Below are 26390 nucleotides of genomic sequence, written 5' to 3' on the forward strand. Positions count from 1 at the left end.
ACCATGGAGCAGACCATGAACGATAGCGGTTGGCGCGGTTCCCCGGATGTTTGGCTGGGTGCGGCTTACGAGTCCCTGCTGGAGGCCGGCATCGATGCTGTGAAGATCCAGCCGCTGGCCAAGAAGCTGAACCTGTCGCGGACGAGCTTCTATTGGTTCTTCAAGGACCGCGAGGAACTGCTCGAGGCCCTGATCTCGCGCTGGCGAGAGAAGAATACGGGCAATCTTGTCAAACAAGCCGAGGCCTATGCCGAGACGGTTGCCGAGGCGATGCTGAACGTCTTCGATTGCTGGCTCAACCGCGAGCTCTTCGACTCGCAGTTCGAGTTCGCTGTGAGAAGCTGGGCTCTCCAATCGCCCGAAATCCTGGCGCAGGTTCAAATCGCCGATCAGCAGCGCCTTGGGGCCCTGTCGCGCATGTTCCTGCGGTTCGGCTATGGCGAGAAACACGCCGATGTTCGGGCGCGCACGATCTATCTGGTGCAGATCGGGTACATCTCGATGCAGACGCGGGAAGACGTCTCCGTCCGAATGAAACGCATCCCGGAATATGTCGAGATTTTCACCGGGCAGGCACCGGAGCAGAGGGAGCTTGATCGCTTCTGCGCCCGGCACGGCTATTCCGGAAAGATGGGCGAGGATAAGTGACGGGTTGAAGATCGGTGTGATCGGCGGAAACGCGGCACCCGCTCCGGGATAGCCTAGCCTGACGCACTTGTTTCACAGCTGAATCCATGCCGTCTTCAGATCGACATATTTGTCGAACGCGTGTAGCGACTTGTCGTGGCCGTTGCCCGACTGCCGAACGCCGCCGAGCGGCACGGTGTTGTCGGCGCCGCCATAGGTGTTGACGTGCACGACGCCAGCACGGATGCCGCGGACCATCCGATGGGCACGGGAGAGATTCGCGGTCCAAACGGCTGAGGCAAGGCCGTATTCGGTGGCGTTGGCAATCTGCAGCGCCTCCGACTCGGTCTCAAACGGAATGATCGACAGAATGGGTCCGAAGACCTCCTCCCTTGCCAGGGTCATGCCCTGACTGACATCGAACACGGTCGGCTGCATGTAATAACCGCCGGTCTCTTCCAAAATTCGCTTGCCCCCCGTGCGCAAAACAGCGCCCTCGGCGAGCGCCTGCCCGGCGTAACTCAGATCCTTCTCGAGCTGGATGTCGCTTGCGATGGCGCCGGCTTCAGTTGCGAGCTGGAGCGGATCGCCGACTTTGAGGCTGGCGGCGATCTTCGCCACCCGTTCCGAGAACTCCTCGCTGATCGCTTTTTCCACGAGCAGCCGCGAACCGGCGACACAGACCTGTCCGGAATTTCGGAAGATGGCGTGGGCGGAGACCCTGGCCGCCAGGTCGAGATCCGGCGCATCGGCAAAGACGACATTGGGCGACTTGCCGCCGAGTTCGAGATAGACGCGCTTGAGGTTTGAACGCGCCGAATATTCAAGCAGCCTGCGGCCGACGCTGCCAGAGCCGGTAAAGGCCAGGACGTCGATGTCCCTGTGCAGGCCGAGCGCCTCGCCACATACCGAACCTCTGCCGGTCACGACATTGAGGACGCCTTCCGGGAGGCCGGCCGCGGCGCAGAGTTCGGCAAGCTTCAATAGCGTCAGGGAGGCGCCCTCGGCAGGTTTCAGCACCACCGAATTGCCCGCTGCAAGCGCCGGGGCGATCTTCCAGGCGCCGATCATCATCGGGAAGTTCCAAGGCACGATCGCCGCGACGACGCCAACCGGCTCGCGGTGGACCAGCCCCAGCACGTTTTCAGCCGTCGGCGCGATCTCGCCATAGATCTTGTCGATTGTCTCGGCATAATAGCGGAATGTCGCTGCGGCACTACCCGGCTCGGCCTTCAGTGCCATCGAGATCTCGGTGCCATTGTCGCGGACACCGAGCACTGCGACATCCAAAGCGTTCTTCTCGATCAGTTCGGCAATCCTAAGGAGGACCTTCTTGCGCTCCGCGGGTGCTGCCTTCGACCAGGTACCCTTTTCGAAGACGGCTCGTGCCGCCTGGACCGCGAGGTCCACATCCTCGGCGCCGGCATCGGCGATGGTTGTCAGCTTGCGACCGTCGATCGGAGAGATGACGTCAATGACAGCGCCGCCGGTCGGTTCTCGCCATGCGCCGCCGATGAAAAGTGATTGGGGCGCGACAGGCGATGTTCGGAGCTGGTCGATCTTGTCCTGCATGGTCCGGCGTCCTTGAGAAAGTATGGCGGGCAGAATGCCCGCCATGACGATGCAATTGCTGTTAGGCTTCCTGCCCTGCACCCAACCGCGCGAAGCTCACCGCGTCCGAGGACTTCAAGCGCGCCGCCGCGACGAAGCCGATCATCGCGGCAATCGGAACGAGGCCGGGCAGCAGCACCGCGAGCAAGCCATTGGCGCCCGCGATCGCGCCGAAGTTCACGGAAATGTAGTAGACCAGCGCCAGCAGGATCAGGCCTGTTGCGGCCGGCAGGAATTTCGTGACGACCACGTTGCTTTCGAGGCCGGGATTGCGGCCGAAGAAGGAGACGATCGCAAAGGCGGTCAGGGCCATGAGAAGGATGATCGCCAGCGTGCCGACATTGGTAAGCCAGGAGAAAAGCGCCAGGACCGGGTCCTGCCCCGTGAGGGCGAAGAGCGCAACGACGAGGACGGCGATGCCGGTCTGGATCACCGAACCGACATGCGGGCTTTGGAAGGCAGGGTGCGTGCTACCGACGGACTTGGGCAGCAGGCCCTCGCGGCCGGCCACGTACATATAGCGCGCGACGCCATTGTGAAAGGCCAGCACGCCGGCAAACAGGCTGGTGATCAAGAGAATGCTCATCACCACGGTGATCCAGTGGCCGACATAGCGCTCGGCGAGGCCGAAGAGGAAGGTCGTCGGATCGGCGAGGCCCTGGAGTTCCGGAACGAGTTTATCGACACCCGCACCGTTCACCATCAGCCACGAGGTCAGCATGTAGAAGATGCCGATGGTGAGGACCGAGATGTAGGTCGCGCGCGGAACCGTCTTGTGCGGTTCGCGGGCCTCTTCGCTGTAAATCGTGGTCGCCTCGAAGCCGATGAAGGCAGCGAAGCAGAAGAGAATTCCGATGGCCGGCGTGCCGCTCAAGAAGGAGGCCGGCGTAAACGGAACCGCCGAAAGGCCGCTGTCACCGCCCTTAAGGAGGATCGCCGCATCGATGATGAGGACGACCACGTATTCGAGGATGACCAGCACCGTCAACACCTTGGCCGAGAGGTCGACGCGGCGGTAGCCGAAGACAGCGACGACGGCGATGCCGATATAGGTCCAGACCCACCAGGGAAGAGCTAGGCCGAATTGTTCGGCGAAGAAGCCCGACGTCACGGCGCCGAAGAGACCGAAGACGCCGATCTGCATCGCATTGTAGGCGAGAATGGCTATGAGCGCCGCCGCGCCGCCCATCAGACCGCCGAGGCCCTGTGCCGTATAGGCGTAAAAGGCGCCGGCGTTGCGGATGTGGCGGGCCATCGCGACATAGCCAACTGCAAAGAGCACTAGGATCGCGGTGACGAGCAGGAAGGTCAGCGGAATGCCCGCGCCGTTGCCAAGCAGCATCGAAAGCGGCACGCCGCCGGCGACGGCCGTCAGTGGTGCGGCTGCCGATACCACCAGGAAGGTGACGGCCGCGACACCGAGGCTGTTTTTGCGCAACTGGTTAGGAGCTGCGCCGTGTGAGCTTTGCGTATTCATTAGCGTTCGTTCCCCTTGTTCCAAAACTATCCGATCATCGCTGCGGAATGCCCGCATGCGTCCTCCGCTGAACCGGACCGAGGGGCGGCTTTATGCTTGTTGTGATTGCACGCCCCTCAGTGCATATGGTTCAATATGTGAACCGATGCTTCAAATATAGACTTGCAAACATCCACCGCGTCTGTCAAGTTATTTCGCATGTTAAGTATCTTGGGTCGCTGCAATCGCGCTGCGACACAGGTCTGCGAACCCGACTCATCGGCTCAGACGCAGGAAGCAGGACCCAAGAGGAGAAACCATGAGCACGATTGGCAAGGCGCTTTCATTGCTGGACACGGTTGCGCGGCTGGAGAAGGAAGCCGGACTGACCGAGATCGCGCGCCTGTGCGGACTCGACAAGGCGACCGCGCGCCGCTTTCTGGTCGAGCTGGAAAAGCACGGATTCGTCGAGCAGGACTCCGAGACCCGCAAATACCGCATCGGATCGGCGCCGGTGCGTTTGGCGCGCATTCGCGAAACGCGCTATCCGTTCCTGCACGTGGCCGTTCCATTCATCAAGGCGCTCGCGGAAGCGACGGCCGAAACGGTTCACCTTTCGGAGTTTTCCGGTGGGCGTCTCTCCACAATCCATGTTGAGGATTCCCCGCGCGCTCACCGCGTGAACGTGGAAGTCGGCACACTGCTGCCCTTTCATGCGACCGCCTCAGGTCTCGCCTATCTTGCCTTCTGCCCTCCAGACGAGATCGACGCCGCCCTGTCTCAACCGCTCGAGAAGATCACCGACTACACGATCGTCGATCCCGCAATGGTGCGCGGCCTTCTTGATGAAACGGCGGCGCGTGGCTTTTCCATAAACCACCAGGGCATCGAGGCCGGCGTCGTTAGCACGGCTGCGCCGATCCGCTCGCCTAGCGGCCGCCCAATCGGCTGCATCGCCATCGCTGCACCCATGGTGAGGGCAAGCAAGGCGGCCGTCATGGACTTTGGCGCGAAAGCCGCCGCCACCGCCAGTGCGATCTCGGAAAAATACTACGGGTCGGAAAGGCCCGCGGGAACCAGTACGCAAATCAGGAGGACAGGCTGATGAGCCCTTCGGCGCCTTTGCCAAGGATAGCCATCATCGGGACCGGTGATACCAAGAGCGACGAACTGCATTTCATGGCGTCGGTCATCGATGAAGCGGGCGGCCTCCCGGTGATGGTCGACGTCAGCATTCTGGACGATCCGCCCTATGCACCCGATTACTCGAAACACGACATCGCCAGAGCGGCCGGCACCTCGATCGAGGCCATCATCGCCAGCGGAGACGAAAACAGCGCCATGACCCTGATGGCCAAGGGCGCAGCCATTCTCACCCGCGATCTCTACGAAACGGGGCAAATGGACGGCGTCATCATGCTGGGTGGCACCATGGGAACGGATCTGGCCCTCGACGTCGCCGCTGCCTTGCCGCTCGGCCTACCGAAGTTCGTCGTCTCGACGATCGCCTATTCCCACCTCATTCCGCCGGAGCGCATCGCGCCCGACTTGATGATGATCCTTTGGGCGGGCGGCCTTTTTGGTTTGAACGGCATCTGCCGGTCCGTCCTGTCCCAGGCCTGCGGCGCGGTGGTCGGAGCCGCGAAACATGGCAGGAGCCCGGACTGCAAACGGCCGCTGATCGGCATGACGTCGCTCGGATCTTCCTGCCTCAGATACATGAAGCATCTCAAACCGGAACTCGAGAAGCGCGGCTACGACGTTGCCGTCTTCCACGCGACGGGCATGGGCGGGCGCGCCTTCGAGGCGATCGCCGCGCAGAACGGATTTGCGGCGGTTTTCGACCTCTGCATCCAGGAGGTCAGCAATCATCACTACGGAACCGTCGTCACCTCCGGGCCGGACCGCCTGGAGAACGCCGGGCGCGCCGGCATTCCGCAGATTGTCGCCCCCGGCGCCGTCGACATGGTCGATCTTCAGGCATGGCAGGACCTGCCCGCAATTTTCGCGGACCGCCCCTACCATGCCCACAACCGGCTGATCGGATCGGTTACCAGCTCGCCGGAAGGCCGGCGCGAGATTGCCCGGCTCGTCGGGCGAAAGCTCGCGACTGCCGCGGCAAAGGTCGCTTTCCTGCTGCCGATCGAAGGCCTGCAGGAATGGGATAGGCCTGAGGAACCGTTGCACGATCCTGACGGGCTCGACGCCTTCCTGGATGAAATCCGAAGGGCGCTTCCGGCGACCGTCACCCTGCACGAGGTCGAGGCCCATATCAATGCCTCGGCGTTCTCTCAAAAAGTGCTTGAAATCTTCGACGCCTGGGTGGCTGAGGGCGTCATCCCGGAAGGACGGCCATGACCGGCGACCGCGCGCTCATTCTCGACTTTGGCGGCGTGGTGACCCGCACGCTGTTTGAAACCCACGACATCACCGAACGCGCCCTCGGCTTGCCGGCGGGCTCGCTGACCTGGCGGGGGCCTTTCGACACCGCAAGCGACCCCCTCTGGCTGGCGATGCAGAACCGCGAAATTTCCGAACGCGACTATTGGCTCGCCCGCACAGGCGAGGTCGGCCGGATGCTCGGCGAGGAATGGACCGAGATGCAGACCTTCGTGCGCCGCGCCCGCGGCGCCGAACCGGAGCTGGTCCTCCGTCCGGAAGCCCGCGACGCGATTGTGAAGGTGAGTGCCGCCGGATTGAAGCTTGCCATCCTGTCGAACGAACTCGACCTCTTCTACGGCGTCGAATTCCGCAAGCGCTTTCCGTTGATCGAACTCTTCGACGTCATCGTCGACGCCACCTATACGAAGATCCTGAAGCCCGACCCGCGCGCCTACGAGCTCGTTCTTTCCGAGCTCGGCCTCCCCCGCGAAGCCTGCGTCTTCGTCGATGACCAGAAGAAGAACATCGAGGGCGCCGAGGCCGTGCGCCTGCCTTTCGTACATTTCGACGTCACTCGCCCCGCCGAGGGCTATGCCCGCGCGCTTGCCATGCTTGGGCTCTGAACAAGAGGTAATACCGATGCCTGAGACCAATTTCCTGATCGAGAACAACGCCCGCCACCTGTGGCACCCGATGGCGCATCCGGCCGAGATGCAGGCCCATCCGCCCCGCATCGTCAATGCGGCCGAAGGTGTCGAGATCGTCGACATCCACGGCAAGAAGGTGCTGGACGCGGTCGGGGGCCTGTGGAACGTCAATCTCGGCTATTCCTGCGAGCCGGTGAAAAAGGCGATCCGCGACCAGTTGGACGAGTTGCCCTATTATTCGACGTTCCGGGGCACCACCAACGCGCCGCTGATCGAGCTCTCGTACCAGCTTGCCGATTGGTTCAAGGAGGACGGCCTCACCCGCTCATTCTTCACGTCCGGCGGTTCGGACTCGGTCGAGACCTGCCTGCGCCTGGCGCGGCAATATCACAAGATCAACGGCCAGCCGGAGCGCACCAAGTTCATCGCCCTGAAAAAAGGTTATCATGGCACCCATTTCGGCGGCGCATCGGTGAACGGCAACCAGAATTTCCGCCGCAACTACGAGCCGCTGCTGCCGGGAGTGTTCCACCTGCCAGCGCCCTGGACCTACCGCAACCCGTTCGGCACTAGCGACGGCGCAGAGATTGCGGCGGCGATCGGCCGGCTCTTCGAGGAGGAGATCGCTTTCCAGGGCGCAGACACGATCGCAGCCTTGATCGTCGAACCGGTGCTTGGCGCGGGCGGCGTTATCGTCCCGCACGCAAGCTTCCTGCCGCTGATGCGCCAGATCTGCGACCGGCACGGCATCCTGCTCATCGCCGACGAAGTCATCACCGCCTTCGGCCGCACCGGCGCCTGGACCGGATCGCGCCTCTGGGGAGTGAAGCCCGACCTCATGTCCACCGCCAAGGCGATCACCAATGGTTATTTTCCTTTCGGTGCCGTGATGGTAGCCGAAAGGATTGCCGAGGTGTTCGAAAGCAACAGGAACGGCGTCGGCACGATCGGTCATGGCTACACCTATTCCGGCCACCCGGTCGGCGCGGCCGCGGCACTTGCAACACTGAAGGAAACGCAGCGGCTCAATGTTGCCGCCAACGCCGCCGCGCGTGGGGAGGAACTCCTTGCCGGGCTCAAGGATCTCCAGACCAAGCACGGGTTCATCGGCGACGTGCGCGGCAAGGGCCTGATGTGCGCGCTCGAATTGGTCAGCGACCGCGAGAAGAAGACCTCGCCCCCGAAAGAGGTCCTGCAGACGGTTCAGGATGCTGCCTACGAGGCTGGCGTCCTCGTCCGCACCTCGGGGCCTAACGTCATTCTGTCGCCGCCGCTCGTCATCACCGCCAAGGATGTCGCTCGCATCGTCGACGCTCTCGATGTGGCTCTCGCCGTCACTGGAGGACGATAAAATGTCAGACAAGGCTGCTTTGCTCGCCCGCCGCGAACGCCTGCTCGGCCGCAACATGTCGCTCTTCTATCAGGATCCGGCCCACATCGTCCGCGGTGAAGGCGTCTGGCTCTGGGATGCTGACGGAAGGCGCTATCTCGACTGCTACAACAACGTGCCGCATGTCGGCCATTGCCACCCGCGCGTGGTCGAGGCGATCGCCCGTCAGGCTTCGACCCTCAACACGCACACCCGCTACCTGCACGAGGGCATCCTCGATTACGTTGAGCGCCTCACGGGAACATTCGATCACCCGCTCAATGCCGCAATCCTGACCTGCACCGGCAGCGAGGCGAACGACATCGCACTGCGCATGGCTCAGGCGGTGACCGGCAAAACGGGGGTGATCGCCACCAACCACACCTATCACGGCAATACGGCCGCGGTCTCGCAGCTCTCCACCCGCATGCCGCCGGTGGGCGGCTATGGCGGTCATGTGCGGCATGTGCCGGCGCCGGACAGCTACCGGCCGCTCGGCGGCGAGCCCGGGGCGGCCTTCGCGTCCGCCTTCGCCGCGGAGGTGGAGAAGGCGATCGCCTCGCTCGAGGATAGCCCGCACGGCTTTTCCGCCCTGATCATCGATCCCTTCTTCGCCAATGAGGGTTTTCCCGAGCTGCCGGCCGGCTTCCTCGACCAGGCCGTCGACGCCGTGCGCAAGGCCGGCGGCCTCGTCATCGCCGACGAGGTACAGCCGGGCTTCGGCCGCACCGGCACGCATATGTGGGGCCATCAGCGCGCCGGCATCATTCCGGAGATCGTGACGCTCGGCAAGCCGATGGCGAACGGCCATCCGGTCGGCGGCGTCGTGGCGAACATCGATACGCTGAACGCCTTCCGCAAGGTTTTCCGTTACTTCAACACCTTCGGCGGCAATCCGGTCTCCTGCGCCGCGGCGATGGCCGTTCTCGATATAATCGAAGGGGAGAACCTAATCGAAAACGCCCGGCGGGTCGGCGAATACACGCGGACCGCATTCAAGGCGCTCGCGGAAAAACATTCGATCATCGGCGACGTGCGCGGCAGCGGTCTCTTTATGGGTACCGAGTTTGTTCTCGACAGGGCGACCAAAAAGCCGGCTCCGGAACTCGCGACGAGGATCATCAACGCGATGCGCGAACGAGGCGTGCTGATGGGCAAGATCGGCGTGCACGAGTGCAGCACCAAGATCCGCCCGCCAATGCCGTTTTCGAAGGAGAATGCCGACCTGATGCTGTCGATCTTCGACGACGTCTTGTCCAGCCTGTGAGCGTCGCGATGGATCAGGATAGAACCGAATTGCCGTTGACCGTGTTGGTCGGGCGAGCGCGGGAGGCGCTTTTGCATTGGGGCCTGGCTGATCAGACCCCGGAGCTGCTGAAACTCCGCGAAAACGCGGTATTCCGGATCCGCTTGGACAATGGTGCGCCCGCCGCCCTCCGGCTGCATCGCCCCGGCTACCGCGACGACAGGGCTCTTACTTCCGAATTGCAATGGATGGCGGCGCTGAAGGCCGGCGGGCTCCATGTTCCGGCACCGATCCCGACGCTAGACGGCCGCAATCTCGTGACCTTGCCGGCCACTCCTGCCTCTGCGAGCCAGCATGCCGACATCGTGAGCTGGATGCACGGTGAAGAGCTCGGCCGCTCCGGCACACCGCTCCGCCAGCTGCCGGAACGGCTTACGGAAATCTTCGGACAGCTCGGCCAGGCAATGGCAGAACTGCACAACATCTCCGACCGGTGGACGCCGCCGGCAACCTTCGTCCGTCCGGCATGGGACTTCGACGGACTGCTCGGGGAAAACGCGTTGTGGGGCCGCTTCTGGGATTGTCCGGGACTGGTGCCGGAAACCGCAAGGCAGCTCGCGGCGCTGCAGCCGCTCCTCGCAGAGCGCTTGAGAACGGCCGAGCGCCTCGGGCTCGACTACGGTCTCATCCATGCGGATCTGGTGCGCGAGAACATACTTGTCGGAGCTGATCACGTCGAACTCATCGATTTCGATGATGCCGGTTACGGCTGGCGCATGTTCGACATCGCGACGACGCTCCTCAGGAACCGCGGCGAGGCGCATTTCGACTTGATCCAGGCGGCCCTCATTGCCGGGTACCGTGAGCGGCGACCGCTGCCCGCTGCAGCGCTCGAAACAATGCCGCTCTTCCTGCTGCTGCGGAGCCTCACCTATATCGGCTGGATCGTCAGCCGACCGGCCACGCCTGATGCGCAAGAACGGCTGGCGCGATACGTAACGGAATCGCTGGAACTCGCCGAGCCGCTATTTGGATAGAGCCTGGCCGGAGCCGGGGCCGCGCCATCGAGCATCAGCGATTGGCCTCGAGCTGCCGGCGGCGCCAGGCAGCCGGCGCCTCGCCCGCCCGTCTGCGGAAGAAGCGCGAGAAATACGCGGGATCGTCGAAGCCGATCTCGCGGCCGATGTCTTCGACCGGGCGGATGGTGAACTTCAACAACCGCTTGGCTTCAAGGAGCCGCCGCTCGAGCAGCATCTCCTTGACGCTTTGCCCGAAGACCTCGCGGGCCGCCTTGTCGAGGAGGTGCGGGGTCGTCGCCAGCAGGTCCACATAGCGTCGGACGGGCCAATCCTCCTTGTAATGGCGATCGATGGCGCCGCGGAGCGCCATGCCGAGCGAGACCGCCGGTGACGCGTCCGGGCCGCTGGTCCCGCCAAGGCGCGCCATTAGCGAAAGCACCACGGATACCAATCCCACGAGCACCTTTTCGCTGGCACTCGCGCCGGTACGGTACTCCTCGGCAATCATCGCCAGAAGCGAGCCGATCTTCGCCCAGTTGGCGTCGGGCTTCTCGCCGGTAAGCAGAACAGGCCCGTCGAGACCCAGGTCCACCTGCTCCGCCATCGCCCTCAGGAGGTCGTCCGATATCGAAACGACAATGGCGTCTGACTGCTCGCCGACATCGAAGCCATGCACCACGTTGCTTGGCACAAAGCTGATGGCCGGAGCCGAAAAATTGCAAGTCTCGTCCTCTATCCGATAGGTGCCTCCCCCCTGGAACCAGTAGGTTATCTGTCCCATCAGCGGGTGCTGATGCGGCGCAACATGCCCCAAATGGACGCTTTTGCGCTCCATTACCGTCTCAACATGGAGAAAGCCGACGTCGAGTTCACGGGTTGGTTCGCCGTAGACGAAGAAGGATGGAACATCATTTCTCGTGATCATTCCGGAAAAAGTACCAGCGAATTGCCTCCTTTGTCCATGGTCTGCCGCACCCTCCCGTTTTAGCTTTGTCAATGTTTCAAGGGAGGCAACTGAGATGCGAGCTGAAGATTACCGTGCCGACAGGACCCGTCCGTTTACCGGCGCTGAATATCTGGCGAGCCTGCGAGACGGGCGTGAGGTCTACATCAACGGCGAGCGCATTGCCGACGTCACCGTTCATCCGTCGATGCGCAATTCGGCTCGATCGATCGCGCGGATGTATGACGCGCTGCATGACGAGAAAACGAAGGAGCGCCTGACGTCTTCGACGGATACTGGATCGGGCGGCTACACCCACAAATATTTCCGCGTGGCGAAGTCCTCCGCCGACCTCATCGCGCAGCAGGGCGCGATCGCCGACTGGGCGCGCATGTCCTACGGCTGGATGGGCCGCACCGCCGACTACAAGGCGGCGCTGATGAACACGCTTGGGGCAAACGCCGACTGGTATGGCCCTTTTAAGGAGAACGCGCTCGCCTGGCACAAGCGGGCACAGGAGTCCGTCCTCTTCATGAACCACGCGATCGTCAATCCGCCGATCGACCGCCACAAGCCCGCCGACGCGGTGAAGGACGTCTTCGTCCACATCACCAAGGAAACGGACGCCGGCATCTATGTCTCGGGGGCGAAGGTCGTCGCCACCTCCTCGGCGCTGACGCACTATAACTTCCTTGCCCAGAGCTCGGCGACGGTCACCGAGGACCCCTCGCTCTCGGTGATGTTCATCGTCCCGATGAACGCGCCGGGCATCAAGATGTTCTGCCGCGTCTCCTACGAGCAGACCGCCAATTCCGAGGGCCATCCCTTTGATTACCCGCTCTCCTCGCGCTTCGACGAGAACGATGCGATCCTGGTCCTCGACAACGTCTTCGTACCCTGGGAAGACGTGCTGGTGCTGCGAGACGCCGCAAAGATCCTCTCCTTCCATCCCGCGTCGGGCTTCATGCACGGCTACTGCTTCCAGGGCTGCACGCGACTGGCGGTAAAGATGGACTTTCTCGCCGGGCTGCTCGCCAAGGCATTGCGCGCCACCGGCGGCGACGCCTTTCGCGGCAACCAGGCGATGCTCGGCGAGGTGATCGCCATTCGCCACCAATTCTGGTCCTTCTCCAATGCGATGGCCTATAACCCGATCCCGTGGGCCAGCGGCGCCGTGCTGCCAAACCTGGAAGCGGCGCTTTGCTACCGCACCTTCATGTCGGAAGCCTATCCCAAGGTCATCGACATCGTCCGCCGCACGGTTGCATCGGGCCTCATTTACCTGCCCTCGTCGACCAAGGACTTCCGAAATCCGGATATCGACCGCTATCTCGCACAATATGTCCGGGGCTCTAACGACATGGGCCATATCGAGCGCATCAAGATCATGAAGCTGCTGTGGGATGCGACCGGCACCGAATTCGGGGGCCGCCATGCGCTCTACGAACTGAATTACGCCGGCGCGCCGGAAGAGGTTCGTCTGCAGGTGCTGAAGGGCGCCGAGCGCGGCGGAAGGCTCAGGGAGATGGAAGCGCTCGTCGATCAGTGCATGGCCGACTACGACGAGAACGGCTGGACCGGCGACGCTTGGCTGCCGCCGCTCGGCGACGCGTCGCCTGTTCGCGACGCAGCCGAATGAGGGCCTCGTCATGGAAACCGCCGTCTCCAAGACCGAATTCCGCAACGCTATGGCGCGGGTCTGCGCCCCCGTCAACGTCATCACCACGAACGGACCCGCCGGGCGCGGCGGGTTCACCGCCACCGCGATGTGTTCCGTCACCGATGAGCCGCCAACGCTGCTCGTCTGCATGAACAGCCGCTCAGCACAGACCGGGCTCTTCATTGAGAACCGCCGTTTCTGCGTCAACGTGCTGACCGGTGAGCACAAGGGCCTGGCGAGCTCCTTCGCCGGCCAGCAGGCCGACATGGACGCCCGGTATGCGGCAGCCGAATGGATCAATCTCAAGTCCGGCAATCAGGCGCTCGCCGACGCGATCGTTTCTTTCGACTGCCGCCTGGTCGAGGCGCGCCTCGTCGGCACCCACAATATTTTCATCGGCGAGGTGGCGGAGATCCGGACGCGTAAGGACGGGCACGCGCTGCTCTATTTCGATCGCAATTATGTCCACGTGCCGACAATGGCCGGCAGCTTCGGCGGCTGACGTCACCCCCCAATGGGCAGCCCCTGTGAAAAAAAACTTGACACTCGCCCGTTTATTTAACACGTTAACTAAATAGGCGGCGAGTGGGAGGACACATGCCACATCTCACGGTGGAATATTCGGCCAATCTCGACGGCCGTGCGGACATGGAACGGCTTTGCGAGCAACTCTTGAGCGCGGTGATCGGTACGGGGCTCTTCGAGGTGGGCGCCGTTCGGGTGCGTGCTCTCAGGGCCGATCATTTCGCCGTTGCTGATCAACTCCCGGAAAACGCCTTCGTCGATCTGAATTTCCGCATCGGCAGGGGTCGTAGCGCCGAAGAGAAAAGGCGTGCCGGCGAGGCGATTTTCGCGGCTGCATCCGAGGTGCTCACGAACCTTTTCCAAACGCCGCATTTCGCCCTCTCGCTGGAGATCCGCGAGATCGACGCGGACTTCAGCTGGAAGAAGAACGCCATCCACCCGCGACTTCGCGGCCAATAGTCAGCCCGCAGCGCACATGCTTAGGACCAAGGATCAGATCATGTCGAAATTGCAGGAGAACATAGCAAAGGCGGAGGATTACCTTGCCCGGTTCAAGAAGCACGGCGTGTTAAATCGAATCGGCGGCGAGGATACCGCGGCTGCCGATGGTGCGGTCTTCGAGACGATCTCACCCATTGATCTGAGGCCGATCGCGAGTGTTGCCCGAGGCAAGGCCGAGGACGTCGATCGGGCAGCCCGGGCAGCCAAGGCCGCCTTCGCCGACTGGGCAGCAATGCCCGGCGAAAGCCGCAAGAAGCTCCTGCACAGCATCGCCGACGCGATCGTCGCCCGCGCCGAGGAGATCGCTTTCGTCGAGTGCATGGACACCGGACAGTCGCTGAAGTTCATGTCGAAGGCGGCGTTGCGCGGCGCGGAGAACTTCCGCTTCTTCGCTGACCGTGCCACGGAGGCGCGCGACGGCAAGTCTCTGCGGGCCGATGGCCAGGTGAACCTCACGACACGCGTGCCGATCGGGCCCGTGGGCATCATAACGCCCTGGAACACACCTTTCATGCTGTCGACCTGGAAGATCGCCCCGGCGCTCGCCGCCGGTTGCACCATCGTCCACAAGCCGGCGGAATTCTCGCCGCTAACGGCGCGGCTGCTCGTCGAGATCGCAGAGGAGGCAGGACTCCCGAAAGGCGTTTGGAACCTCGTCAACGGCTTCGGCGAGGATGCCGGCAAGGCACTCACCGAACATCTCCTTATCAAGGCGATCGGCTTCGTCGGCGAAAGCCGCACCGGCTCGATGATCATGCGCCAGGGTGCCGAGACGCTGAAGCGCGTGCATTTCGAACTCGGCGGCAAGAACCCCGTGATCGTCTTCGCCGACGCCGATCTCGAGCGTGCCGCCGATGCCGCCGTCTTCATGATCTATTCGCTGAACGGCGAACGCTGCACCTCGTCATCGCGCCTGCTGGTGGAGGAAAGCATTTATGAGGATTTCACCGCGCTGGTCGCCGAAAAGGCGAAGCGCATCAATGTCGGCCATCCGCTTGATCCTGAGACGGTCGTTGGCCCGCTCATCCATCCGGTGCATGAGAAGAAGGTGCTGGAGTACATCACGATTGGCCGCTCGGAGGGCGCCAACGTGGCCGCGGGCGGTGCGAAGTTCGACGGGCCGGGTGGCGGCTGCTACGTCTCGCCGACGCTGTTCACCGGCGCCAACAACCGGATGCGGATTGCCCAGGAAGAGATCTTCGGGCCGGTGCTCACCGCAATTCCCTTCAAGGACGAAGATGAGGGACTGGCGCTCGCCAATGATGTTCAATACGGCCTGACGGGCTATCTCTGGACCTCTGACGTTACCCGTGCGTTCCGTTTCACCGATCACCTGGAAGCCGGCATGATCTGGGTGAATTCGGAAAACGTACGCCACCTGCCGACACCCTTTGGTGGGGTCAAGAACTCCGGCATTGGCCGCGACGGGGGAGACTGGTCTTTCGACTTCTACATGGAGACGAAGAACATCGCCTTCGCGACCAAGCCGCACGCCATCCAGAAACTGGGCGGCTGATTTCAAAACAGTTTTGAATTTGCCCGCCGAGAAGGGCGGACCGGAGGAGAACCCGATGCCGATACCCAACCCAAATCTTTACCCGCCCTTCAACATCGTGCGTCTCAGCCATGTCGAATTCGGCGTCGTCGATCTCGCCAAATCCCGGGCCTTCTATGTCGACACACTCGGCCTGCAGGTCACCGACGAAGACGCGGACACGATTTATCTGCGCGCCATGGAGGAGCGCGGCCACCACTGCATCGTCTTGAAGAAGTCCGACAAGGCTGAAGCCCGCGATCTCGGCTTCAAGGTCTTCGGTGACGAGGATCTCGATAGGGCCGCCCATTTCTTCAAGGGCAAGGACCTGCCGGTCGAATGGGTTGAGCGCCCCTACCAGGCTCGCACCTTCCGCACCCGCGATCCGCATGGCATACCGCTCGAATTCTATTCGAAGATGGACCGCCTGCCGCCGATCCATCAGCAATATGCGCTCTACAGAGGCGTCAAGCCGCTGCGCATCGACCATTTCAACTGCTTCTCGCCGAACGTCGACGAATCGGTCGCCTTCTATAACGAACTTGGCTTCCGGGTGACGGAGTATACCGAAGATGAGGAGACTGGCCGTCTCTGGGCCGCCTGGACGCACCGCAAGGGTGGTGTCCACGACATGGCCTTCACCAATGGGCGCGGCCCACGCCTGCACCACACCGCCTTCTGGGTGCCGACACCGCTCAACATCATCGACCTGCTCGACCTTATGGCGACCACGGGATGGGTTGCAAACATCGAGCGCGGGCCCGGCCGCCATGGCATTTCCAATGCCTTCTTCCTTTACATACTCGATCCGGACGGCCACCGCATCGAGATCTACTGCTCGGACTACCAGACGGTAGACCCCGATCTTGAACCCATCAAATGGGATTTGAAGGACCCGCAGCGCCAAACGCTCTGGGGTGCGCCGGCGCCGAAATCGTGGTTCGAGCATGGCAGCCTTTTTGCCGACACGCCGGTCACCGACTCGCTCCTGAAGGCGCAGCCGATCATAGCGCCGTAGCCTTACGCCGGGCGGATGCGCAGCCCTATGAGAGGACAAGAGATGGATGAGACTAGCTTCGCAGATTGGTCGAAGAGGGCCGCCGAATGGGGCGCGGCCTACCGCTCCTCGTTGCGTGAGCGGCCCGTGCGCGCGAAAACCGCACCCGGCGAAATCGCGGCGCAGATTGCCAACGCCCCGCCCGAAAGGGGCGAGAGCATGGAGGCGATCTTTGCCGATTTCGAGCGCATCATCGTGCCGGGGATGACGCATTGGCAGCATCCGCGCTTCTTCGCCTATTTCCCCGCGAATGCCGCGCCGGTTTCCGTCATTGCGGAATATCTGGTCACCGCAATGGCCGCCCAATGCATGCTTTGGCAGACGTCGCCGGCGGCGACCGAGCTCGAAACCAAGGTGCTCGATTGGCTGCGTCAGGCGATCGGATTGCCCGAGGGCTTCGCTGGCGTCATTCAGGATTCCGCCTCTTCGTCGACGCTCTCCGCCGTGCTCGTTATGCGAGAGCGGGCGCTCGCCTGGAAAGGCAACAAAGCAGGGCTTTGCGCAAATCCGCGCCTGCGCGTCTACTCCTCCGATCAGGTGCACACCTCGATCGACCGCGCCATCTGGGTCTCCGGCATCGGCGAGGACAATCTGGTGCGTATTCCGGTCAAGGGGGAAAAGCGGTCGATGGATTGCGCCGCGCTGGAGGCGGCGATCATCCGCGACAAGGAAGCCGGCTACGTGCCGGCGGGCGTCATCGCCTGCACCGGTGGCACCAGCACCGGCGCCTGTGACGACATCGCCGAAGTCGTCAGGGTCGCCCATGCGCACGGGCTCTATGTGCATGTGGATGCCGCCTGGGCGGGTGCTGCGATGATCTGCGAGGAGTTCCGTTCTCTTTGGGCCGGCGTCGACCAGGCGGATTCCGTCGTCTTCAATCCGCACAAGTGGCTCGGCGCCCAGTTCGACTGCTCGGCCCACTTCGTTCGAAGCCCCGACGATCTGGTGCGAACCCTGGCGATCAAACCGGAATACCTGAAGACGCACGGCCGCGACGGCATCATCAACTATTCCGAATGGACCGTGCCGCTCGGCCGGCGCTTCCGCGCCTTGAAGCTCTGGTTCCTGTTGCGCTTCCACGGGCTCGAGGGGCTAAAAGCCATGATCCGCAACCATGTCGCCTGGGCGCAGAAGCTCGCTGAGCGGCTACGCCGGCAGGACGACTTCGAGATCGTCATCGACCCCGTCCTCTCCCTCTTCTCCTTCCGGCATCTGGGCGCCGGCGACCTCGACGCCCATAATCTCGCCCTCATCGATGCGATCAACGACGACGGCCGGATCTATCTCACCCAGACCCGTGTCGACGGCCGGATCGCCATCCGCTTCCAGGCCGGCCAGTTCGACATGGCGGAAGAGGATGCCGACACCGCCTTCGAGGTCATCACCGAAATCGCAAAAAGCCTCGACCGCGTCGCCTGAGCAAGGAGAACGCATGCCCCGCCCCAAATTCATCAGCTTCACTCGCGGCGGGACACCCGGCTACGGGGTCCTAGCGGAAAATCGCGTTGTAGATCTTTCCGCCCGCCACGCCTCTCAGTGGCCGACCTTGCGCGAGGCCATCGAAGACGGCGCACTTCTCTCTCTGGCCGAGGAAGCGGCATCGTTGCAACCCGACTTTCCGGTCGAGGAGGTCCGCTTCGAAATCCCGATCCCGGCGCCGGAAAAACTGATCTGCGTTGGCGTCAACTTTCCGGATCGAAACGAGGAATACAAGGACGGCCAGGCAGCCCCCTCCAACCCTTCGCTCTTCATCCGCTTCCCGCGCTCCTTCACCGGTCACGACCGGCCGCTGATCCGCCCGCCCGAGAGCCCGCAGTTCGACTATGAAGGCGAGATCGTGATCGTCATTGGCAAGCGCGGGCGACGCATCCCCGAGGCAGAGGCGTTGAACCACATCGCGGCTCTGACGCTCTGCAACGAGGGCACGATCCGCGACTGGGTGCGCCACGCCAAGTTCAACGTGACGCAGGGCAAGAACTTCGACCGCAGCGGGTCGATCGGCCCCTGGCTCATTCCCTACACCGACGAAAGCCAGCTCGCCGATATCCGGCTCGAAACCCGGGTCAATGGCGAGGTCCGCCAGAGCGATCGCACCGGCCGTATGATCTTCTCCTTCCGCAAGATCATCAATTACGTCTCGACCTTCACCACGCTCGTGCCGGGCGACGTGATCGTCACCGGCACACCGACCGGCGCCGGCGCCCGCTTCGATCCGCCGATCTGGCTCAAACCCGGCGATGTCGTCGAGGTCGAGGCCGAGGGCATAGGCATCTTGCGCAACACCATCGCCGACGAGGCTTGACATGCTGAGCAGAGAGGAAATCCAAGCCGCCGCCGAAAGCCTCGACAAGGCCGAGCGCACGCGCCTCCAGACCGGACTGCTGTCGCTCAAGCATCCGGGCATGGACATGGATGACGCCTATGCGATCCAAGGAGCGTGGGTGAAACAGAAGACCGAAAGCGGCCGCAAGGTGATCGGCTGGAAGATCGGCCTCACCTCCAAGGCGATGCAATACGCGCTGAACATCAACATCCCGGATTCCGGCGTGCTCTTCGACGACATGGTCTTCGAGGACGGCGCAACCGTTCCAGCCGACCGCTTCATCCAGCCGCGCATCGAAGCGGAGATCGCATTCGTCATGAAGGCGCCGCTGAAGGGCCCGGGCGTCACCCCATTTGATGTGCTGAACGCCACCGACTTCGTCACCCCGGCGCTCGAGATCCTCGACACACGCATCGTCCGCGTCGATCCGGAAACGAAGAAGGCCCGTAATGTTTTCGACACGATCTCCGACAATGCGGCGAATGCCGGCATCGTTACGGGCGGGCGCGCGGTGCGGCCGGACCAGATCGACATGCGCTGGATGGGCGCGATCGTCTCTCGTAATGCCGAGGTCGAGGAAACCGGGCTCGGCGCCGGCGTTCTCAATCAGCCCGCCCGCGGCGTCGCATGGCTCGCCAATCGCCTTGCACAATATGGCGATGGCATCGAGCCGGGGCAGATTGTCCTTGCGGGCTCCTTTATCCGGCCGATCGAGGCGCGCCATGGCGACACGATTGTCGGGGACTTCGGGCCCTACGGCTCCGTAAGCCTATTGTTCGCCTAAGGAGGCGCCGATGCCCGCACCCCAGAACCGTTTCAAGCAGGCGCTGAAGGAGGGCCGCGCCCAGATCGGCCTCTGGCAGGCGCTCGCCAATCCCTACACGGTCGAGATCTGTGCCGGGGCCGGCTACGACTGGCTGCTCTTCGACGCAGAGCACGCGCCGAACGACGTGCCCCTCTTGGTATCCCAACTCCAGGCCGTGAAAGGGACCCCAAGCCATGCGGTGATCCGTCCGCCGATCGGCGAGACCTGGATTATCAAGCAGATGCTCGATATCGGGGCGCAGACCCTGCTCATTCCCATGGTCGAAAGCAAGGAAATGGCGGAAACCATGGTCAGGGCCGTGCGGTATCCGCCGCTTGGCGTGCGCGGCGTCGGCGCGGCGCTTGCCCGCGCTTCTGCCTTCAACCGTATTCCCGACTATCTGCAGACGGCCAATGACGAGATCTGCCTGCTTCTGCAGGTGGAAAGCCGGGCGGGACTTGCAGCGCTTGATGCCATCGCCTCGACCGAGGGTGTCGACGGCGTCTTCATCGGCCCCGCCGATCTCGCCGCCGACATGGGCTATCTTGGCATGCCCGGCGCGCCGCAGGTACAGGCGGAAGTCGAGAAAGCGCTCGTAAAGATCCAGTCCAGCGGCAAGGCGGCCGGCATCCTGATCGGCGATCTCTCCCTTGCCAAGCGCTATCTCGAACTTGGCGCGACATTCGTCGCGATCGGCAACGACGTCACCCTGCTCGCCAATGCGACGACCAGGCTACTCGATGATTTCAAGAAGGCGGACGCTGCCAAGCCGCCGGCAGACGCAAAAGTCTACTGATCAGCTGTGGGTGCCAGGTCCGATCTACCCGAGCGAGGCCCTCACTCCTCGCCGAGTGATCCATTTTCCATCTTCAGCGAAGCCAGCTCTTCCAGCATGTCGAGAAGCCGATCCACACGTGCCGCGCCAAAACGGGCATCGATGTCGGCATAGACCTTCAGGCTTTCAGGCATGACGTCCTCGACGATTTCCCGCCCGCTGGACGTGATCTGCAACAGCACCCGTCGGCCATCGGCATCGTCCTTGTGCTTGCTGATAAAGCCGCGCTCTTCGAGCGAGCGGATCATCCGCGTTAGGCTCGGCGCCAGAATGGAAGCTTTGTCCGCCACTTCCGTTGCATCGAGTTGCCCAGCTTCATAGAGAACGCGAATGACCCGCCATTGCTGTTCTGTCACATCATGCGCGGCTAGGATCGGCCGGAAATGACTCATCACCGCTTCACGAGCGCGCAACAGGGCGATCGCCAGAGAGCGGCGCGCCCGCTGTGTCTGAATAGAGCCTTGGGATACGGTTTTTGGCTCTAACTGCCGTTTGTCATCACCGGGTGTGTTTTCTTGCATCTCGCGCATCCGCTCGCACTACCATCCTCATTTGATTAACACGGTAATGATACAGCGCAAGGGCAAGGTGCCTGTCGCGGGCTGCTCGACGCTGAGGCATACGCGAAGAGTTCCTCAGGCTTTGCGCCGAGGAACTCGTGGAGAAGCGACCAGGATGGAGAGAGTTACAAGTTTCGTTGGTTGCGGGGGCCTGATTGCGGAGAGACTTGTATATTTCCCTGGCACCAGATCTGTGGCCTACTTTCTTGTTCTGCGGAACCGCGCACGAAGTTTCGGTATGGCTGCCGCCGCGCATCAAGCAGGAAATAAGGTCCGTTTACTGATGGCGGCGGGCGGGAAGAAAAGCTGCGGGCAGACAGGCGCACCGCCAGTATGTTTATACCGGCGGTCTCGCTGCCCGCCCTCAGCCGCCCGCCAACCTCGGCAGTAGATAGATTTCCGCTCCCGTCGGCAGTTCCTTCGACCAGGTGTCGCGATAGATCGTTCCGTCGATTGCAACCGCAATGCCTCGCTCCATGAGTGGCTCGAGGCCAGGGAAGCGTTCGTTCAATCTCTTGAACAACTCCCTGATATCCTTCGCCTCGATCTCGACCTTGCTGTTGCCCTCAGCCGCCGCTGCGAGAGAGCCCCAGAGCGTCACCTCGACCATTGGACCTCCTCAGGCGTCAAGTGCTGCCAGGATCCGCGGCGGCGACATGGGAATATGCAGCATTCGCACGCCGACCGCATTGGACACGGCATTGGCCACCGCTGCAAGGGGAGGGACGATGGACGTTTCCCCGACGCCGCGAACCCCATAGGGGTGGTTGGGGTTGGGTATCTCCAGGATCTGCGTGTCTATCATAGGCAGATCCGAGCACACCGGGATACGGTAGTCGAGGAAGCCCGCATTTTGCAGCCGGCCGTCTTTGCCGTAGATATATTCTTCGTTGAGTGCCCAGCCGATGCCCTGCGCGGCGCCGCCCTGGTACTGTCCTTCGACATAGGTCGGATGCACGGCTTTGCCGGCATCCTGCACCACGGTGTAGCGCAGCACCTTGGTGGCCCCGGTTTCGGGGTCGACCTCGATGTCGCAGATATGGGTGGCGAAGGATACGCCGGCGCCGTCGGCGACGATCTCACTGTGCCCCGCAATCGGGCCGCCCGTGGTGCCCGATGCCGCGGCAATCTCCTTCAGAGACAGTTTCGGAAGGTTTCCGTGCGTCTCGCCCTTGGCGACGGCATGGCCATTTTCCCAGGTCACGTCCTCGACCGGAATGTCCCACATCTGTGCCGCACGCTCACGGAGAATCTTGATAGCGTTGCGGGCAGCAGAAATGGTGGCCATCGACGACGAGAACGTTCCTCGGCTGCCATCGGTCATGTCATTGTAGCCGAGACTGGACGTGTCGGCGATCACCGCTCTGACCTGCGAATAGTCGATTCCGAGCTCCTCTGCGGCCACCAGCGACAGCGATGCGCGCGAACCGCCCACATCCACCGTGCCAACCGCGAGCGAGACTGTGCCATCCATCCCGATGTTGAGATCGGTACACGTCTGGCCCCCGAAGTTGAACCAGAACCCACATGCCATGCCGCGCCCCTGGTTCTTGCCAAGGGGTGCCTTCATGTGAGGATGGTCCTTCACGGCCTCCAGTGTCGGGCCGATGCCGATCGGGCCGTAGATTGGACCGTAGGATGCGTTTGTCCCTTCCTGTGCCGCGTTCCGGATTCGGAAATCGACCGGATCCATGCCGACCTTCTTGGCAAGTTCGTCGATGGCGCTTTCCACTGCAAACGCCGCCATCGGCGCCGAAGGCGCGCGATACGCCGCGGTCTTCGGCCGATTCACCAGCACCTCATAGCCGACCGTCCTGACATTCTCGAGCTTGTAGCAGGCGAAAGCGGTCATGGCGCCGACCTCGGCCCATGCTCCGGCATAGGGGCCGCAGGAATAGCGCAGCGTTGCATCGGCGGCGATGATCGTTCCGTCCTTCAATGCGCCGATCTTCACGTCGATTGACGTGGCGCTTGTCGGGCCCGAGGCGCGAAACACCTCGTCACGCGTCATCACCAGCTTGACCGGCCGGCCGGCCTTGCGCGACAGCGCCAGCGCGACAGGCTCGGCCCAGACATGGGTCTTGCCGCCGAAGCCGCCGCCGATTTCCGACGACGTCACGCGCAGCTTGGAGACATCCATGCCGAGCAGTTGTGCGCAATGCTGGCGATAGACAAAGTGGCCCTGGGTGCAAACCCATAGGTCCGCTGTGCCGTCCGAACTGACACTTGCGACGCAGGCGTGAGGTTCGATATAGCCCTGGTGCGTCTGTTCGGTCTTGAATGTCCGTTCGACGACGAAATCGGCCCTTGCCATCCCGGCATCGACGTCGCCATGCCCGAACTGGCTCCGCATCGAGACATTCGAAGGGCGATCCGGCTTGGGATCAACGCCCGTTGTGAAGATCGTGTCGTTGATGAGCGGAGCATCCGGCGCGAACGCCTGGTCAACATCGGTAACGTGCGGCAGGAGTTCATACTCGACCTCGATTAGCTTGAGCGCCTGCTTGGCGGTTCGCGCATCGATTGCTGCCACGGCGGCCACGGCGTGACCGTCGTAGAGCGCCTTTTTGCGCGCCATGCAGTTGTCGAGAATGTCATACATCGCCGCGTCACCATTGGTGAGGTCGGGCAGGTCCGCCGCCGTCAAAACCGCCTTGACGCCAGGAAGTTGCGCGGCCTTCGTCGTGTCGATCTTGCGAATGATGGCATGAGCGTGCGGGCTGCGCAAAATCCGTCCGACCAACTGGCCGGGCATGTTGAAGTCCGCACCGTAGCGCGCGCGGCCCGTCACCTTGTCGACTCCATCCGGCCGGATGGGTCGGGTGCCAACGGAGGAGAAGCTGCGTTTCGAGTGGCTCGGATCAAAATTCATGGTCAAGCTCCTCTCATCACGTCTGCTGCGTCCTGAACGGCGCGCACGATCTTGTCGTAGCCGGTGCAACGACAGAGATTTCCGGCAAGACCGAAGCGTATTTCCTCTTCGGTCGGATCCGGATTCTTCGCCAGCAGATCCTTTGCGGCAATGAGGAAGCCGGGCGTGCAGATGCCACATTGCAAGGCGGCATGTTCGAGGAACTTTTGTTGCAGCGGATGAAGCTGGTCACCCTGTGCCATTCCCTCGACGGTCTCGATGCGCCGGCCTTCCGCCTCTGCCCCAAGCACGAGACAGGAGCAGACCAGGCAATCGTCGAGAATAATGCTGCAGGCGCCGCAGTCGCCCGTGCCGCAGCCTTCCTTCGCTCCCATGAGCCCCAGGCGATCACGCAACACGTCAAGCAGCGTCTCGTCGGCGTGACAGAGAAACTCGGCGTTGTCGCCATTGATGTTCGTTGAAACTGCTATGCCTGCCATCATTTCTGTCCTGCACGCTGATAGGCGGCCAGTGCGACCCGCTTGGCCAGCACTCCCGCGACTTTCCTTCGGAATTCCACAGTGCCTCGCTTGTCGTCTATGGGACGACAGGCGCCTGAACAGGCTGCGGCCAGGCGGTCAAGCGTCTCGTCGTCGAGGCGGGACCCAGTGAGGATTTCGGCCGCTTCCTCGACCAGAAGCACCGTCGGCGCCACCGCGCCAAGCGCGACGCGCGCCGACTGGACGACACCCTGATCGTCAAGAGTGAGATTCACCGCGGCACTGACGACCGCAATATCCATCTCGGTGCGTGGCGTGAACCGTTGGTAGGCGTCGCCCGAACGCGGCTGGCGCTTGTCGAGCAGAATGGCCTCGATGATCTCGCCGGGCGCAAGCGACGTCTTGCCCGGCCCGACCGGCACCAATTCGACAGCGATCGTGCGGGAGCCGACCGGCCCCCTGATCAGAGCCTTTGCACCGGCCGCCACCAGCGCGGGCACGCTGTCGGCCGCAGGCGATGCGTTGCAGAGATTTCCAACGATGGTGCAACGCCCCTGCACCTGCTTGGAACCGATGAGATTGGCGCTTTCCACCACGCCGGGCCACGCCCGCCGGAGCGCTGCATTCTCGCCGAGGACCGCGCAAGGCACCGCAGCGCCGATGACGAAACCAACCTCGCTTTCAGTTATGTGTCTCAGGGCGTCTATAGCTTTGATGTCGATGATGAGCTCGGGCTCGATGAAGCCCCCCTTCATTCTCACCAGCAGATCACTTCCGCCGGCCAGAACGGCTGCCTTGCCTGACGCTTCCGCCAAGAGACCAACGGCATCTTCTATTGAACTAGGACGAATATAGCGCAAAGAATCCCTCCTCTTCATGCATTGGGGCGAGACGGGAAACCCGCAGACCCAGTGTCGAGCTCCAGCATGATCTTCCTCGTCACGCTATGAGCTGCGCTGTTTGGTTGCAAGCCGAGTTCTCCCTTCCAGTCCGATGAGACGGCGCCCGACGCATAGTTCAGCGGTCCTCCAGGTGGCTTAGTTTTCTAAACCTGCCCAATGCTAGCCTGCCTGATAGGGTGTGGCACTGCGCTGGGAAGCGACGGCCAGCACCAACCGCTGAATCAAATGAAATAGCATCAATGGGAGTATAATAAGGGCTATTTCGGCTGTATCGAGGCGATCAGACCTTGGCATACCAGCCAACCGGCCCGCCGGGAGGACGACGGCCATTACGACGCAGAGAAATGGAATGCAAAGAGCGATCGGAAGCGTGAGACCAAGAAAGACGATTCCAGATTCCGGCGATAACACCGGCCGAGGAGGCGGAAGAGGCGATCAGTAGGATCAAGCCGCGGTCGACGATCATGGTGGCTTGCTTGTTCTGACTTAGAAAGTCCGCCAACAAAACAGCCTTCCGATGATCGCATCGAGGATCTCGTCCTGAACGGACAGTCGACCGCTCGCATGACACTCGCACATTCGCGGAGCAAACCATCGCCAAGGAGCTTGACGATCCTGCCGCTGCACTCCCGAACAAAGCGGTTTGATAAGGGTCTCGCGGGCTTCAGCGAGAGCGCGGAGTGGTGGAGTATCGGACGCTCGGGGAATATGACTACCACGACTTCGTCGATCGCGGCCTGCTCGACAAGCAGCAAAAAGCAATGGGTTCCTCAGGCCTTGCGCCGAGGAACTCGCGGAGAAGCAACGTGAATGGTAAGGGTTACGAGTGTCGTTGGTTGCGGGGGCAGGATTTGAACCTGCGGCCTTCAGGTTATGAGCCTGACGAGCTACCGGGCTGCTCCACCCCGCGTTATTTGTGGTGTTGTTTGGCTTTTGGCCGCAGCGTGTTTGAGAAGATGTTGTTTTTCTTGCGTTTTGCAGACCTGGCAGCGACCTACTCTCCCGCGTCTTGAGACGAAGTACCATCGGCGCTGGGG

Annotated in this window: 24 protein-coding genes and 1 tRNA gene; 16 read left to right on the forward strand and 9 right to left on the reverse strand. The window is 62.4% G+C overall.

Features of this window, described 5'->3' with window-relative positions:
* The first annotated feature begins 3 nt into the window (after window positions 1-3).
* Window positions 4-648 carry a TetR/AcrR family transcriptional regulator gene (locus J2Z31_RS19700; protein ID WP_209603679.1) on the forward strand — a complete coding sequence of 215 codons (645 nt, stop codon included), beginning with the start codon at window positions 4-6 and terminating at the stop codon, window positions 646-648.
* Between the two features lie 72 nt (window positions 649-720).
* Here J2Z31_RS19700 and J2Z31_RS19705 read toward each other — a convergent pair whose 3' ends face one another.
* Both J2Z31_RS19705 and J2Z31_RS19710 read right to left on the reverse strand, forming a co-directional pair.
* Window positions 721-2199 carry an aldehyde dehydrogenase gene (locus J2Z31_RS19705; protein WP_209603681.1) on the reverse strand — a complete coding sequence of 493 codons (1479 nt, stop codon included), beginning with the start codon at window positions 2197-2199 and terminating at the stop codon, window positions 721-723.
* 61 nt (window positions 2200-2260) lie between these two features.
* A complete protein-coding gene (locus J2Z31_RS19710) occupies window positions 2261-3715 on the reverse strand; it encodes an APC family permease (RefSeq protein ID WP_209603682.1) in 1455 nt (484 codons plus the stop codon).
* A 298-nt stretch (window positions 3716-4013) separates the two neighbouring features.
* Between J2Z31_RS19710 and J2Z31_RS19715 the strand changes: the two genes are divergently transcribed.
* Genes J2Z31_RS19715 through J2Z31_RS19740 form a run of 6 tightly spaced genes read left to right on the forward strand, consistent with a single transcriptional unit; the run spans window position 4014 to window position 10375 of the window.
* Window positions 4014-4799, forward strand: coding sequence for an IclR family transcriptional regulator (locus J2Z31_RS19715; RefSeq protein WP_209603684.1), 786 nt, complete (start codon window positions 4014-4016; stop codon window positions 4797-4799).
* Window positions 4799-6052, forward strand: a complete 1254-nt coding sequence (locus J2Z31_RS19720; RefSeq protein ID WP_209603686.1) for a Tm-1-like ATP-binding domain-containing protein — start codon at window positions 4799-4801, stop codon at window positions 6050-6052. Before J2Z31_RS19715 ends, J2Z31_RS19720 begins: the two co-directional genes overlap by 1 nt.
* Window positions 6049-6699, forward strand: a complete 651-nt coding sequence (locus J2Z31_RS19725) for an HAD family hydrolase (protein ID WP_209603688.1) — start codon at window positions 6049-6051, stop codon at window positions 6697-6699. Before J2Z31_RS19720 ends, J2Z31_RS19725 begins: the two co-directional genes overlap by 4 nt.
* 16 nt (window positions 6700-6715) lie before the next feature.
* Window positions 6716-8074 (forward strand): aspartate aminotransferase family protein, encoded by a 1359-nt coding sequence (locus J2Z31_RS19730; protein ID WP_209603690.1) that lies wholly within the window; start codon window positions 6716-6718, stop codon window positions 8072-8074.
* Between the two features lies 1 nt (window position 8075).
* Window positions 8076-9359: an aspartate aminotransferase family protein gene (locus J2Z31_RS19735; protein ID WP_209603692.1), complete on the forward strand. Its 1284-nt coding sequence runs from the start codon at window positions 8076-8078 to the stop codon at window positions 9357-9359.
* Between the two features lie 8 nt (window positions 9360-9367).
* Window positions 9368-10375 (forward strand): phosphotransferase enzyme family protein, encoded by a 1008-nt coding sequence (locus tag J2Z31_RS19740; protein ID WP_209603694.1) that lies wholly within the window; start codon window positions 9368-9370, stop codon window positions 10373-10375.
* Between the two features lie 34 nt (window positions 10376-10409).
* Here J2Z31_RS19740 and J2Z31_RS19745 read toward each other — a convergent pair whose 3' ends face one another.
* Window positions 10410-11282 (reverse strand): helix-turn-helix domain-containing protein, encoded by an 873-nt coding sequence (locus J2Z31_RS19745; protein WP_209603696.1) that lies wholly within the window; start codon window positions 11280-11282, stop codon window positions 10410-10412.
* A gap of 94 nt (window positions 11283-11376) precedes the next feature.
* On the opposite strand from J2Z31_RS19745, the gene J2Z31_RS19750 reads away from it, so the two are divergent.
* The 9 genes from J2Z31_RS19750 to hpaI all read left to right on the forward strand — a co-directional run bounded on the left by J2Z31_RS19750 (window position 11377) and on the right by hpaI (window position 20501).
* Complete coding sequence (locus J2Z31_RS19750) at window positions 11377-12939, forward strand: 4-hydroxyphenylacetate 3-hydroxylase N-terminal domain-containing protein (RefSeq protein ID WP_209603698.1); 1563 nt, start codon at window positions 11377-11379, stop codon at window positions 12937-12939.
* A 10-nt stretch (window positions 12940-12949) separates the two neighbouring features.
* Window positions 12950-13462 carry a flavin reductase gene (locus J2Z31_RS19755; RefSeq protein WP_209603700.1) on the forward strand — a complete coding sequence of 171 codons (513 nt, stop codon included), beginning with the start codon at window positions 12950-12952 and terminating at the stop codon, window positions 13460-13462.
* Window positions 13463-13557: 95 nt separating this feature from the next.
* Window positions 13558-13944 carry a 5-carboxymethyl-2-hydroxymuconate Delta-isomerase gene (locus J2Z31_RS19760; protein ID WP_209603702.1) on the forward strand — a complete coding sequence of 129 codons (387 nt, stop codon included), beginning with the start codon at window positions 13558-13560 and terminating at the stop codon, window positions 13942-13944.
* Between the two features lie 40 nt (window positions 13945-13984).
* A complete protein-coding gene (gene hpaE, locus J2Z31_RS19765) occupies window positions 13985-15502 on the forward strand; it encodes a 5-carboxymethyl-2-hydroxymuconate semialdehyde dehydrogenase (RefSeq protein ID WP_209603704.1) in 1518 nt (505 codons plus the stop codon).
* A gap of 55 nt (window positions 15503-15557) precedes the next feature.
* Complete coding sequence (hpaD, locus tag J2Z31_RS19770; RefSeq protein WP_209603706.1) at window positions 15558-16538, forward strand: 3,4-dihydroxyphenylacetate 2,3-dioxygenase; 981 nt, start codon at window positions 15558-15560, stop codon at window positions 16536-16538.
* Between the two features lie 42 nt (window positions 16539-16580).
* Window positions 16581-17996, forward strand: coding sequence for a pyridoxal phosphate-dependent decarboxylase family protein (locus J2Z31_RS19775; RefSeq protein WP_209603708.1), 1416 nt, complete (start codon window positions 16581-16583; stop codon window positions 17994-17996).
* Between the two features lie 13 nt (window positions 17997-18009).
* Window positions 18010-18879, forward strand: a complete 870-nt coding sequence (locus J2Z31_RS19780; RefSeq protein ID WP_209603710.1) for a fumarylacetoacetate hydrolase family protein — start codon at window positions 18010-18012, stop codon at window positions 18877-18879.
* A 1-nt stretch (window position 18880) separates the two neighbouring features.
* Window positions 18881-19684 carry a 2-oxo-hept-4-ene-1,7-dioate hydratase gene (hpaH, locus tag J2Z31_RS19785; protein ID WP_209603712.1) on the forward strand — a complete coding sequence of 268 codons (804 nt, stop codon included), beginning with the start codon at window positions 18881-18883 and terminating at the stop codon, window positions 19682-19684.
* A 10-nt stretch (window positions 19685-19694) separates the two neighbouring features.
* Window positions 19695-20501: a 4-hydroxy-2-oxoheptanedioate aldolase gene (gene hpaI / locus J2Z31_RS19790; protein ID WP_209603713.1), complete on the forward strand. Its 807-nt coding sequence runs from the start codon at window positions 19695-19697 to the stop codon at window positions 20499-20501.
* Window positions 20502-20542: 41 nt separating this feature from the next.
* Here hpaI and hpaR read toward each other — a convergent pair whose 3' ends face one another.
* The 6 genes from hpaR to J2Z31_RS19820 all read right to left on the reverse strand — a co-directional run bounded on the left by hpaR (window position 20543) and on the right by J2Z31_RS19820 (window position 26263).
* Complete coding sequence (hpaR, locus tag J2Z31_RS19795; RefSeq protein ID WP_209603771.1) at window positions 20543-21061, reverse strand: homoprotocatechuate degradation operon regulator HpaR; 519 nt, start codon at window positions 21059-21061, stop codon at window positions 20543-20545.
* A 403-nt stretch (window positions 21062-21464) separates the two neighbouring features.
* Complete coding sequence (locus tag J2Z31_RS19800) at window positions 21465-21710, reverse strand: MoaD/ThiS family protein (protein WP_209603716.1); 246 nt, start codon at window positions 21708-21710, stop codon at window positions 21465-21467.
* A 9-nt stretch (window positions 21711-21719) separates the two neighbouring features.
* Window positions 21720-23972 (reverse strand): xanthine dehydrogenase family protein molybdopterin-binding subunit, encoded by a 2253-nt coding sequence (locus J2Z31_RS19805; protein WP_209603718.1) that lies wholly within the window; start codon window positions 23970-23972, stop codon window positions 21720-21722.
* Between the two features lie 2 nt (window positions 23973-23974).
* Window positions 23975-24451 carry a (2Fe-2S)-binding protein gene (locus tag J2Z31_RS19810; protein ID WP_209603720.1) on the reverse strand — a complete coding sequence of 159 codons (477 nt, stop codon included), beginning with the start codon at window positions 24449-24451 and terminating at the stop codon, window positions 23975-23977.
* Window positions 24451-25311 carry an FAD binding domain-containing protein gene (locus J2Z31_RS19815; RefSeq protein WP_209603722.1) on the reverse strand — a complete coding sequence of 287 codons (861 nt, stop codon included), beginning with the start codon at window positions 25309-25311 and terminating at the stop codon, window positions 24451-24453. The genes J2Z31_RS19810 and J2Z31_RS19815 overlap by 1 nt, the downstream gene beginning before the upstream one ends.
* An 875-nt stretch (window positions 25312-26186) precedes the next feature.
* Window positions 26187-26263 (reverse strand) — tRNA-Met (locus J2Z31_RS19820).
* Window positions 26264-26390 lie beyond the last annotated feature (127 nt).

It is taken from the genome of Sinorhizobium kostiense, assembly GCF_017874595.1.
Taxonomy (GTDB): Bacteria; Pseudomonadota; Alphaproteobacteria; order Rhizobiales; family Rhizobiaceae; genus Sinorhizobium; species Sinorhizobium kostiense.